Genomic DNA, 11,614 nt, shown 5'->3' with positions numbered 1-11,614 from the left:
AGTGGCCAACCTGGAACCTGGGGGGAGAGGGCTTGCCCGCGATTGGGTTCAGCACGGCTTATCTGCCGGAATCCAGCAACTGCATCCGCGCGATGTAGGCCTTTATTTCCTGCTCGGCTTTCTCGTGGCTGTCGAACGGCCCTTCGAGGGTGTTTTCCCGGGTGCTGAAATACAGTTCACCGTTGACCCGACACACGCGGTCGCTGCGAAAGTGCGTGGCGGGGGCGGTGTCCTGGGCGCGCATGCCTAACATGACGGGTCTCCTTGGTGAATGATGTCCCGGGCTGGATCCAATGAGCTTATGCCTGAACCACTTATCCCGCCCGGCCAGCCGATCAACGGCCCAGCGTCAATTTTCTGCTGCGACCTGCACAGTTTCATTTGCGGCTGAAACGCAACTGTCCCTGTGTAGGGCCGGTCCGTGCGCCTAGAATGAGCGCTCCTGTCTCTGGCGCTTGGGGTTCTCATGCACGTTTCATCGGGTCGTTGGGTGTACGGCATGTTCCTGGCGTTATTGACGGCGTTTCTCTGGGGAATCCTGCCGATCAAGCTCAAGCAGGTGCTGGTGGTAATGGACCCGGTCACGGTGACCTGGTTTCGCCTGCTGGTGTCCGGCGGCTGTCTGTTCATTTATCTGGCCGCGACCAAACGCTTGCCGAGCCGCAAGGTGCTCGGGCCGAAGGGCGGCTGGCTGGTGCTGATGGCGGTGCTCGGGCTGGTGGGCAACTACGTGCTGTACCTCATGGGCCTGAACCTGCTCAGCCCCGGTACTGCGCAACTGGTGGTGCAGATGGGGCCGATCATGTTGCTGATCGCCAGTCTGTTTGTGTTCAAGGAACGCTTCAGCATCGGTCAGGGCATTGGCCTGGCGGTGCTGTTGATCGGTTTTGCGTTGTTCTTCAATCAGCGTCTGGCGGAATTGCTCACCTCTTTATCTGATTACACCGCCGGTGTGTTGCTGGTGCTGCTGGCATCGACTGTCTGGACTTTCTATGCGCTGGGCCAGAAGCAATTGCTGACGGTGTGGAATTCTTTACAGGTGATGATGGTGATCTACCTGTTCTGCGCCTTGTTGCTGACGCCGTGGGTGCATCCGCTCGAAGCCCTGTCGCTGAATCCGTTGCAGGGCTGGCTGCTGCTGGCGTGCTGCATGAACACGCTGATCGCCTACGGCGCATTTGCCGAGGCGCTGGCGCATTGGGAAGCTTCGCGGGTCAGCGCGACGCTGGCGATCACGCCGTTGGTGACGTTCGGTGCGGTGGCCGTGGCGGCGGGGGTGTGGCCCGAGTATGTGCATGCCGAGCAAATCAATCTGCTGGGGTATGGCGGGGCGGTGCTGGTGGTGCTGGGGTCGGCACTGGTAGCGCTGGGGCCTTCGCTGATTGCCGGGCTCAAGGCCCGGCGGGCGAAACTGTTGGTCGGATGACCTTCCCATGCCGGGCACGGGAAGGATCGGGTTGACTCAGCCCTTGGCACCGGCCTCGATCATGTTCTCCGGCCGCACCCAGGCATCGAACTCCTCATCGGTCAGATAGCCCAGCTCCAGCGCCGCTTCGCGCAGGGTCTTGCCTTCGCTGTAAGCCTTCTTGGCGATTTCCGCCGACTTGTCGTAGCCGATGTGCGGGTTCAGCGCCGTCACCAGCATCAGGCCACGTTCCAGATGGTTCGCCATGACTTCGGCATCCGGCTCAAGGCCGGCAATGCAGTGCTGCTGGAAGTTGCTGCAACCATCGGCCAGCAGGCGGATCGATTGCAGCAGGTTGTGGATGATCACCGGTTTGAACACGTTCAGTTGCAGGTGACCCTGGCTGGCGGCGATGCCGATCGCCACGTCGTTGCCCAGCACCTGACAAGCCAGCATCGACAACGCCTCGCACTGGGTCGGGTTGACCTTGCCGGGCATGATCGAACTGCCTGGTTCGTTGGCCGGCAGGCGCACTTCGGCAAAACCGGCGCGTGGGCCGGAACCCAGCAGGCGCAGGTCGTTGGCGATTTTCATCAGCGCCACGGCGAGGGTTTTCAGGGCACCGGACAGCGTGGTCAGTGGCTCATGGCCGGCGAGGGCGGCGAATTTGTTTGGTGCGGTGACGAACGGCAGGCCGGACAACGCCGCCAGTTCAGCGGCAATCGCTTCGCCGAATCCGTGGGGCGAGTTGAGTCCGGTGCCGACGGCAGTGCCGCCCTGCGCCAGTTCGCAGACCGCCGGCAACGCCGCGCGAATCGCCCGTTCGGCGTAATCCAGCTGCGCTATGAAGCCGGAGAGCTCCTGGCCGAAGGTGATCGGCGTGGCGTCCATCATGTGGGTGCGGCCGGTCTTGACCAGTTTCATGTGCCGCGCCGACAGCTCGGCCAGACCGCCCGACAGCTCGGCGATGGCCGGCAGCAGTTGGCCCTGCACCGCTTGCGCGGTGGCGATGCTCATGGCCGTGGGGAAGCAGTCGTTGGAGCTCTGCGAGCGGTTGACGTGATCGTTGGGGTGCACCGGCGTCTTGCCGCCGCGTGGGTTGCCGGCCAGTTCGTTGGCGCGGCCGGCGATCACTTCGTTGGCGTTCATGTTGCTTTGCGTGCCGCTGCCGGTCTGCCAGACCACCAGCGGAAACTGGTCGTCGTGCTGGCCGTCGAGCACTTCGTCGGCGGCCTGTTCGATCAGGCGGGCGATGTCGGCAGGCAGGTCGCCGTTGCGGTCGTTGACCCGGGCCGCGGCTTTCTTGATCAGGGCCAGGGCGTGCAGTACCGGCAATGGCATGCGTTCCTGACCGATGGCGAAGTTGATCAGCGAGCGTTGCGTCTGAGCGCCCCAGTAAGCGTCGTCCGGGACCTCGATCTGGCCCAGGCTGTCGGTTTCGATACGGCTCATCGTGCACACTCCTGTTGGTCTGTTTGCGCAGTTTAGGCCGGTGTCGGCCCGGGTGGTTCCATCCGGTCGATTGTTGACCGGCAAATCCCCGCCAATCAAGCGCGGCAAGGGCCGGGGGTTGAGCCGCAGCGTTATTCAGGCGCAGAATGGTCGCCCTTGGGGTTTTACCTCGCCTAGCTGAAAAGGAAACTCGATGACTCGTCTTCGTGCCATCTGTACCGCGGTTGCCCTGGTCTGCGCCAGCGGCCAGGTGCTTGCCGATACCGCCAGCCACAACGCCAGTGCCGAAGCTTTCCTGACCCTGGCACACGCTGACAAGCTGGGCACTCCGGTGTACATGCAGGTTCAGCAGATGTTCGCCCAGCGTTTTGAACAGACCAAGGCGCCGGAATCCAAGAAAGCCGTACTGGATACCTACCAGGCCAAGGCCAACGCTGCTCTGGATCAGGCCATTGGCTGGAACAAGCTGAAACCGGACATGGTCAAGCTCTACACCAGCAACTTCAGCGAATCCGAGCTGAAAGACCTGGTTGCGTTCTACCAGTCGCCACTGGGCAAGAAAGTCCTGGAGAAAATGCCGCAGCTGACCCAGCAATCGGCCCAGATGACCCAGGCCAAGCTGGAAAGCGCCGTACCGGTGGTCAACAAGCTGCTGGACGACATGACCAACGAGCTGGCACCGAAAGGCGCCGCTCCGGCCAAGAAGAAGTAAGCGGAGTTCGTGATGACCATGCAACAACGCATCGAATCGACGCTGGCGCTGCTTCAGCCTGAGCATCTGCAAGTGCTGGACGAAAGCCACATGCACAGTCGCGGGTTGCAGACCCACTTCAAGGCAGTGGTGGTCAGTGCGCAGTTCGAAGGCCTGAACCGGGTCAAGCGCCACCAGAAAGTCTACGGCACGCTCGGCGAGCTGATGGGCGAGTTCCATGCGTTGGCGCTGCACACCTACACCCCGCAGGAATGGGCAGAGACAGGCGTCGCTCCGGCGTCGCCGACCTGTGCCGGCGGCAGCAAGCATTGAGCCTTGCAGCAATGAACTGAGGTTTTTTGCTAGAATCCGCAACGCGCCGCTGACCCGGCGCGTTTTTTTTCGCATCCGGTTCACCCTTTACGAGGGTAGCCACCTGGAGAAATACCCATGACACAACCGATTGTCGTGGCGGCACTGTACAAGTTCGTCACCCTCGAAGATTACGTCAACCTGCGCGAGCCTCTGCTGCAAGCGATGGTCGACAACGGCATCAAAGGCACCCTGCTGATCGCCGAAGAAGGCATCAACGGCACGGTTTCCGGCAGCCGTGAAGGCATCGACGGCCTGCTGGCCTGGCTGCGCAACGATCCGCGCATGGTCGATATCGATCACAAGGAATCGTACTGCGACGAGCAGCCGTTCTATCGCACCAAGGTCAAGCTCAAGAAAGAGATCGTGACCCTGGGTGTCGAAGGCGTCGACCCGAACAAGAAGGTCGGCACCTACGTCGAGCCCAAGGACTGGAATGCGCTGATCAGCGACCCGGAAGTGCTGCTGATCGACACCCGCAACGATTACGAAGTCTCGATCGGCACCTTCGAAGGCGCCATCGATCCGAAAACCACCAGTTTTCGCGAATTCCCCGACTACATCAAAGAACACTTCGATCCGGCCGTGCACAAGAAGGTCGCGATGTTCTGCACCGGTGGCATTCGCTGCGAGAAAGCGTCGAGCTACATGCTCGGCGAAGGCTTCGAAGAGGTTTACCACCTCAAGGGCGGGATCCTGAAGTACCTCGAAGAGGTGCCGCAGGAAGAAACTAAATGGCAGGGCGACTGCTTCGTCTTCGACAACCGCGTGACCGTGCGCCATGACCTGAGCGAAGGCGACTACGATCAGTGCCACGCCTGCCGCACCCCGGTCAGCGTTGAAGATCGCGCTTCCGAGCATTACGTGGCCGGCATCAGTTGCCCGCACTGCTGGAACTCCCTGAGTGAGAAGACCCGTCGCAGCGCCATCGACCGCCAGAAACAGATCGAACTGGCAAAAGCGCGCAACATGCCGCACCCGATCGGCTACAACTATAAGCAAGCATCCACCGAGGCTTAATCATGTCTGCACGCCTGCTCTATGTGATGGATCCGATGTGTTCGTGGTGCTGGGGATTTGCCCCGGTCGCCAAGGCATTGGTGGAGCAGGCGCAGGCAGCCGGGGTGGAATTGCACCTGGTGGTCGGCGGGTTACGCACCGGCAGCGGTGCGGCGCTGGAGCCGACCACTCGGCGCTATATTCTTGAACACTGGCAGGCGGTCACCGAGGCCACCGGCCAGCCGTTCAAATTTGAAGGCGCATTGCCGGACGGTTTTGTCTACGACACCGAGCCTGCCTGCCGGGCCATCGTCACCGCGCGCAGCCTGGCGCCGGATTGCGCGTGGAAACTGGTCGGGTTGATCCAGCACGCGTTTTACGCCGAAGGTCGCGATGTCACTCAAGCCAGCGTTCTGGTGGAGCTGGCCGAGAAGGCCGGCGTCCCGCGCATTGAGTTTGCTGCCCTGTTTGATCATGCCGATCAGCACAAGGCGACCCAGGCCGATTTCAGTTGGGTTCAGGATCTGGGCATCGCCGGATTCCCGACCCTGCTCGCCGAGCGCAACGGCCAACTGGCGTTGCTGACCAACGGCTACCAGCCGCTCAGTGAACTGTCACCGTTGCTCGGCCGATGGCTGGAGCGCGCGGCCTGTGTCTGACCCGGCCGATGACACGCCAGCCGTCAAGCGTGTCGACCGGCTGAGCTGGGCTGAAGTCCGGCGACTGGCACTTCATCACAAAAAATCCCTGTGGATTGCCAACGGCGTGGCCGTACTGGCGACGCTGTGCAGCGTGCCGATTCCGTTGCTGCTGCCGTTGCTGGTGGACGAAGTCCTGCTCGGCCACGGCGATGCCGCATTGAAAGTCATGAACCATGTGCTGCCCTCGATGTGGCAGCAGGCGGCGGGCTACATCGGCCTGATGCTGGTGGTGACGCTGACCCTGCGCTGCAGCGCCCTGTGTTTTGGCGTGTTGCAGGCGCGATTGTTTGCGCGGCTGGCCAAGGACATCGTTTATCGCATTCGCGTGCGTTTGATTGAACGACTCAAACGGATCTCCCTCGGCGAATACGAAAGCCTGGGCAGCGGCACCGTTACCACGCACCTGGTCACCGACCTAGACACCCTCGACAAGTTTGTCGGCGAAACCCTCAGCCGTTTTCTGGTGGCGATGCTGACCCTGGTCGGCACCGCCAGCATCCTGATGTGGATGCACTGGAAACTGGCGCTGCTGATCCTGCTGTTCAACCCGCTGGTGATCTACGCCACGGTGCAGTTGGGCAAACGGGTCAAGCATCTGAAGAAACTGGAGAACGACAGTACCTCGCGCTTCACTCAGGCGCTGAGCGAAACCCTCGATGCGATCCAGGAAGTGCGCGCTGGCAACCGGCAGGGCTTCTTCCTTGGGCGCCTTGGATTGCGCGCGCAGGAAGTGCGCAACTACGCGGTCAATTCGCAGTGGAAGACTGACGCTTCGAACCGCGCCAGTGGCCTGCTGTTCCAGTTCGGTATCGACATCTTCCGCGCAGCGGCCATGTTGACGGTGTTGTTCTCCGACTTGTCGATCGGTCAGATGCTCGCGGTGTTCAGCTACCTGTGGTTCATGATCGGCCCGGTCGAGCAGCTGCTGAACCTGCAATACGCCTATTACGCGGCGGGCGGTGCGCTGTCGCGGATCAACGAACTGCTGGCCCGCGCCGACGAACCGCAATACCCCGGCGGCGTCGATCCGTTCAAGGGCCGCGATACCGTAGGGATTCAGGTGCAGGGTTTGAGCTTCGGTTACGGTGACGAACTGGTGCTGGATCAGTTGAACCTGTCCATCGCGCCGGGCGAGAAAGTGGCGATTGTCGGCGCCAGCGGCGGAGGCAAGAGTACCCTCGTGCAATTGCTCCTGGGCCTGTACACACCACTGGCCGGGACAATTCGTTTCGGTGGATCGACCCAGCAGGAAATCGGCCTGGAAACGGTTCGGGAGAACGTCGCGGTGGTGCTGCAGCATCCGGCGCTGTTCAACGACACCGTACGCGCCAATTTGACCATGGGCCGCACACGCAGCGACGAAGCCTGCTGGCAGGCGCTGGAAGTTGCCCAGCTCGAACCCACCATCCGCGCCTTGCCGGACGGCCTGGACAGCATCGTCGGCCGCTCCGGCGTGCGCCTGTCCGGTGGTCAGCGGCAACGGCTGGCCATCGCGCGGATGATCCTCGCCGAGCCGAAAGTGGTAATCCTCGACGAGGCGACGTCAGCCCTCGACGCCGCCACCGAATACAACCTGCACCAGGCCATGGCGCGTTTTCTCCATGGCCGCACCACGCTGATCATCGCCCACCGCCTGTCAGCAGTGAAGCAGGCAGACCGGGTGCTGGTGTTCGACGGCGGGCAGGTAGCCGAGGATGGCGACCATCAGCAACTGATTGCCGATGGTGGGTTGTACGCCAAGCTGTATGGGCATTTGCAGCGACTGTAGGTCAATTCCATAGCACTTCCAGTGCGTTGGCCGTGCCGTCGTAGCCAAACTCTTTGACGATCACCGAGCAACTGGTGCATGGGGGCATGGTCGTGGCCACATCGACCGAAGCGATCATGTGGTTTTCGGGATATTTCTGGCGAAGCACACTGATCAATTTGGCCTCGCTGTCCAGAGAAGTCGGCCTTCGGGTCAATTCAGGCGTGTAGGTGTCGATGTCCTTTATCGTATGGGGGATCGCCACCAATCGACCTTCGCTTGAGACTTCCAGCGAGGTTCTGTTGAAGGTCTGGCCGAAGTCGATGTTGAAGTAGGTGGTGTCGCCGACAATCATTTGATCCGGAGCGAATGGAGGCTTGAACAGCGGCAGTTCACCAGTCAGTCCTTGCGCGCCGGAAACGCTGACATACACCTCCCGCTTGCCGGTGGATGTCACGATGTCGGCGTAGGCGATGTTGCGCGGGTTCTGGCCCTGGAAATGAGGCGGGAGCATCGCTTGAAGCTTGTCCATTGTCCGATTGATTTTCAGGTCGGCGCTCTGTTGGACATTGATGGTTTTCTCGGTAAACAGCGTATCGAAGATGTCGGCGGCTCGTTGGCGAAACGTATCCGAAGCGTCTCGGCTGCGTGACCAGGATGCAGCACCATCCGGAAGCCGGCTGACGATCATGCGCGTGGAATGATCGAACAACACCGCCTCTGCGGGAGAGGTATCGACTTTAAGCAGTTTGAGCGTGTCGGGCGGGTTCTCATGGCCGCCAATGCGAATGGCAATATTCTTCATGGTTGCGAGGGCGCGTTCTACGGTTGAAATACCGTAGATTCTCGCCATGTTGTTGGCATGGAGCGATCCGGTGTAGACCTTCATCAGTTCAGCCTTCAGATCGGCAGGCAGGCTGGTGGCCTTGCGCAGCGTCAAAGAGCTGGAGATGCCTTGTCCCTTGGGTAATTCCGCAATGTAGAAGGCTCCGGCGCCCAGTCGGGTGAACACATAGTGCCTTGAGTCGTCGATGGCGGGGACGATGATTGCGCCGGCCTCGAAGGTGTCGAACCGATTCCGGGTGCCGACGGGAATATCCACTCTGATTCTTCCGTAAATCCCTTTTTGAAACGCTATCGTCGCCGGGAGTCTGCTTTTCTTTTTCAGGGTTTTGAGCAGCATCGCTCGATCCGGAACGGCCGGGGTATAAATGCAGTCCCCGAACCAGGGTGCCCAGTCTTTATCGGTGTCGTAAGTCCCGCTGGCTGGCGTGGACGCCGGATCGCGGGTGACATAGCTCGTTTTGCATGCATCTGAACCCGGCATGCGCCGCACTCGGCAAGGTATGGTTTTGAACATCGATTGATCATCGATCAGGTCAGCGCGTCGCAGATGACCCCCGTCCAGGCGATAAGGGATGTCATCAATCAGCAGCGTGGTTCGTCCATCGACTTCTAGCATTTCATGGATACGGGCGTTCTCCGGCACTTGCGTCAGGGCATGGGATTCGGTTGGCGGCAGCAACTGGTAACTGGATCTGCCCTGGATGAGGTTTCTGCTGTCATTGCGCAGGCGCGGGCCATAGGGCAGCGAGGTCACCGGGTCGACCAGATGCAGTCGTTTCGGATCCGAAGGACTTGCAGGGCGAACGAGTACGTCATCGATGCCGTTGACCGTTGCCAGCTCGTCAGTACTTGTCAGCGGCTTCCAGCGCCCGGGGTCGATAGCCTGTGGCAACTGGTCGGCCAGTTGATAGCCGTCGGCCTTTCCCGTCAACTTTTTGATACCTCCAAGCGTTGCCCGACCACCGGCGAGCAATCCTTTCCCTGCGCCGCTCAACAGTCCTTTGAGTAGCGTCGGTATGCCATCCAGTGGGTTCAGGTTTTTTATTGAGGAGGTCAGGAGCTTGCCGGTCAGTGCCGAGAAAGAAGGCAGGCTGGCCTTGACGACTATATTCGAAGCGCCGCTCGCGGCTCTGGCCAGTCGTACCGAGCCGGACAGAAATTTACCCATAGGGAAGAGAAAGGATGCCAGATCCACCAGGAGCCCTACGCCGCCCATGATTTTTTTCGTGATATCACCCGACATGAGATCGTCGATGCTGCCCCAGAAAGGCACGAATCCTTTGACGATATTTTCAAGCACCTCCAGTCGTTTCTCTATTTTGGCCCTGATTTTGTCGAACGCGGTCATACCCCGGGCCTGGAGGCGCAGTTCTTTTTCATCGACGTACAAATGATTGGTTGCGATGAGGTGAGCCACTTCTTTCAGTCTGCTTGCAAGGTCTGTCGCTTCACTGGCGGGCGTTGAGTCGGGGAGTACCGCAGCTTTCACCCGACCCACTGTATCGAGGATTCCTATGCAGGACTGCTTGTCAGCGGGTGCCCTGCCGTGGACATGGGCGGTACTGTCGAGAAGCAACGAGGTACTGATGTCGCGTTCGGGTGAATAGGTTTGTCCGGGGATCGAGGCATGTAGCGGGTATTCTTCGCGAACGCCGTTGATCGTCGAAAATCTCAGAGTGGTTCTGGGGCGAATGATGCCGGCGCTCGGGATGAGTTCGTAATAGACGATGTCATCGCCGTGGGTCACCTTCAGAACGTAACCCTTGCGAGCCTTGAGGTCTGCCCACTCTTCGCCTTGCTTGATGCGCTGGCGTAACCTCAGCACGTCAATGTCACCCTGGGCCAGAATCCGGCGTTCAGGAAGTGTCAGAGAGGCCAGCATGCTGGCAATCAGGGTTTCGAAAGCCTGCCTGATGATCGTCAGGTAGTCCTTGAAGGCCGTTTCGAATTTGGCGTTGATGTCGGGTAGTGTCCCGCCCGCCCATTCGGGAGCGTGGTGTGAGGTCCGTTGATAATCGCCTTCTGAATTCATGCGTTCGGAATAGAGCACTCGCCGATCGTCAATCCTGAGCGTTATAACGCTTCGTGTCTTGCCATCGGACTGGGTGACGACCCATCTTTTTCCTTCTTTGATCTGACCATCCGCATAGAGGTCGAGGAAATCGTGTCCCGGCAGCTTCAATGTCGGTGTGGATCGGGATCCTATATAACGTGTGTCCTCTGGCAGCAGCTTGCGTCCGTCCTGCTCGAAAAAATGACTGCCAAGTACGATGTTTTTGAACTCTCGGGCCATTTTCAGCCGTTCGGGAAGCGGGATGTTCAGATTCATCACCGCTTTGTTCAGGCTCTCGTTCTGGCTGTCCAACGCTGCCATTGCCCGTTTGATGTCCTCTTCGTCGTAGTCGGACTCCGTTCGCGATTGGACAATGCCCATGCAAACCGCCCACTCCAGCGCGGGACCCATCCTCAGTTTTGTTATTTGCTCAAGTTGCTCGGGAGTGGCGCTGGCACTCCGTACCAGAGGCAGGTCGACGAGCTGTTGAAAAGACAGCAATTGCGACCGGTTCAAGTCAAGCGCTTCGGCCAGTAGCACACCATGCATGAAATTGACCCATACGGCCGAGCTCTTGTAACGCAACTCGGGAGGGATGTCGGGCACAGAGAAATCTTTCGAGAGTCGGGTCTGGAAGATTTGCGCCAGTATTATCGCCTCTTTGGTACTGCCCACCCGGCGAGTGTCCAGCAAGTGCTGTTCAAAATCACGGCGCAGGGCCTGGTAGCTTTTGCCCCAGAGGGCAGGAGCCCGCCAACTGAAACCGGCCAGTTCTTCCGGTGCTTCGGATGAAGGCGCAGCATTCAGGTATAGACAGATGGCTTTGCACATCAGTTGATGTCGGACGCTGTCCGGTGTCTGTTCGCCAGGCTGCGCGCCATACCACTTGAGCTTTTTCAGCAAGCGGACTGTCAGATCCTGTGAGTTGACAGAATTGAGTATTCGTTGAAGAAACACTGAGGGTGTCGCGCGTACTTCCTCGATGGTGGGCTCATGCAATACGTCGCCAGCCAGGCGACGGATCAGCATTGAGCTGGCACCCAAGAAGTCCTTTACGGTGCCGTAAATGCGATCGTTGACACGCGTTGCCTTGTACATGTCGATGGTCATGGATTGGGCAAGTTCGGGCTTGGCGCGCAGAAGTGAGTTGAACCGTCTTCGATCCCGGGCGGTCGGTAGGGAAGTCAACGCTTCGATGTCCGGGCTTTCTCCCAGTCCCAGGGCTTGCCAGGCGCGCAGTTCTTCAGTTTCGGGTGCAGCTAAAAATGTCGATGTCATATCGCACTCCTTGTGTAAGTTTCCACGCTCAGAGCGTGAAACCTGAAGTGGCCATTAAATCGAGTCCTGA

9 protein-coding genes are annotated in these 11,614 nt (G+C 59.7%); 6 read left to right on the top strand and 3 right to left on the bottom strand.

The features are described 5' to 3' along the window. Positions 1–58: 58 nt before the first annotated feature. On the bottom strand, positions 59–253 hold the full coding sequence (locus PDR5_RS20600; RefSeq protein ID WP_064598468.1) for a DUF6316 family protein: 195 nt from the start codon (positions 251–253) through the stop codon (positions 59–61). A 213-nt stretch (positions 254–466) separates the two neighbouring features. Here PDR5_RS20600 and PDR5_RS20595 point away from each other — a divergent pair, with 213 nt between their 5' ends. Then, positions 467–1,426, top strand: coding sequence for a DMT family transporter (locus PDR5_RS20595; RefSeq protein WP_039770584.1), 960 nt, complete (start codon positions 467–469; stop codon positions 1,424–1,426). A gap of 36 nt (positions 1,427–1,462) precedes the next feature. Here the strand turns inward: PDR5_RS20595 and PDR5_RS20590 are convergent, their stop codons facing one another. After that, entirely contained in the window at positions 1,463–2,857 is a 1,395-nt protein-coding gene (locus tag PDR5_RS20590) for a class II fumarate hydratase (protein ID WP_064598467.1), read from the bottom strand. Between the two features lie 193 nt (positions 2,858–3,050). On the opposite strand from PDR5_RS20590, the gene PDR5_RS20585 reads away from it, so the two are divergent. From PDR5_RS20585 to PDR5_RS20565, 5 genes are all read left to right on the top strand, one after another. Beyond that, positions 3,051–3,569 carry a DUF2059 domain-containing protein gene (locus tag PDR5_RS20585; protein WP_007950895.1) on the top strand — a complete coding sequence of 173 codons (519 nt, stop codon included), beginning with the start codon at positions 3,051–3,053 and terminating at the stop codon, positions 3,567–3,569. Positions 3,570–3,581: 12 nt separating this feature from the next. Beyond that, the gene (locus tag PDR5_RS20580) at positions 3,582–3,881 is read left to right on the top strand and encodes a BolA family protein (RefSeq protein ID WP_007950896.1); all 300 of its coding nucleotides are present in this window, start codon (positions 3,582–3,584) and stop codon (positions 3,879–3,881) included. Positions 3,882–3,998: 117 nt separating this feature from the next. Continuing rightward, complete coding sequence (trhO, locus tag PDR5_RS20575; RefSeq protein ID WP_064383409.1) at positions 3,999–4,940, top strand: oxygen-dependent tRNA uridine(34) hydroxylase TrhO; 942 nt, start codon at positions 3,999–4,001, stop codon at positions 4,938–4,940. 35 nt (positions 4,941–4,975) lie between these two features. After that, the gene (locus PDR5_RS20570) at positions 4,976–5,578 is read left to right on the top strand and encodes a DsbA family protein (protein ID WP_172829544.1); all 603 of its coding nucleotides are present in this window, start codon (positions 4,976–4,978) and stop codon (positions 5,576–5,578) included. Then, positions 5,571–7,388, top strand: coding sequence for an ABC transporter ATP-binding protein (locus PDR5_RS20565; RefSeq protein ID WP_064598463.1), 1,818 nt, complete (start codon positions 5,571–5,573; stop codon positions 7,386–7,388). Before PDR5_RS20570 ends, PDR5_RS20565 begins: the two co-directional genes overlap by 8 nt. A 1-nt stretch (position 7,389) precedes the next feature. Here the strand turns inward: PDR5_RS20565 and PDR5_RS20560 are convergent, their stop codons facing one another. Then, on the bottom strand, positions 7,390–11,544 hold the full coding sequence (locus PDR5_RS20560) for a hypothetical protein (RefSeq protein ID WP_064598461.1): 4,155 nt from the start codon (positions 11,542–11,544) through the stop codon (positions 7,390–7,392). Positions 11,545–11,614 lie beyond the last annotated feature (70 nt).

The organism is Pseudomonas sp. DR 5-09 (assembly GCF_001655595.1).
GTDB lineage: Bacteria > Pseudomonadota > Gammaproteobacteria > Pseudomonadales > Pseudomonadaceae > Aquipseudomonas > Aquipseudomonas pharyngis.
Note: the sequence above shows the minus strand (reverse complement) of the source record. Positions and strands in the feature narration are given on the sequence as shown.

Excerpts from the sequence above, each read along its gene's own strand:
- PDR5_RS20595 (WP_039770584.1), top strand. The coding sequence starts at position 467 with ATGCACGTTTCATCGGGTCGTTGGGTGTACGGCATGTTCCTGGCGTTA.
- PDR5_RS20560 (WP_064598461.1), bottom strand. The coding sequence starts at position 11,544 with ATGACATCGACATTTTTAGCTGCACCCGAAACTGAAGAACTGCGCGCC.
- trhO (WP_064383409.1), top strand. The coding sequence starts at position 3,999 with ATGACACAACCGATTGTCGTGGCGGCACTGTACAAGTTCGTCACCCTC.
- PDR5_RS20580 (WP_007950896.1), top strand. The coding sequence starts at position 3,582 with ATGACCATGCAACAACGCATCGAATCGACGCTGGCGCTGCTTCAGCCT.
- PDR5_RS20590 (WP_064598467.1), bottom strand. The coding sequence starts at position 2,857 with ATGAGCCGTATCGAAACCGACAGCCTGGGCCAGATCGAGGTCCCGGAC.
- PDR5_RS20600 (WP_064598468.1), bottom strand. The coding sequence starts at position 253 with ATGTTAGGCATGCGCGCCCAGGACACCGCCCCCGCCACGCACTTTCGC.
- PDR5_RS20570 (WP_172829544.1), top strand. The coding sequence starts at position 4,976 with ATGTGTTCGTGGTGCTGGGGATTTGCCCCGGTCGCCAAGGCATTGGTG.
- PDR5_RS20585 (WP_007950895.1), top strand. The coding sequence starts at position 3,051 with ATGACTCGTCTTCGTGCCATCTGTACCGCGGTTGCCCTGGTCTGCGCC.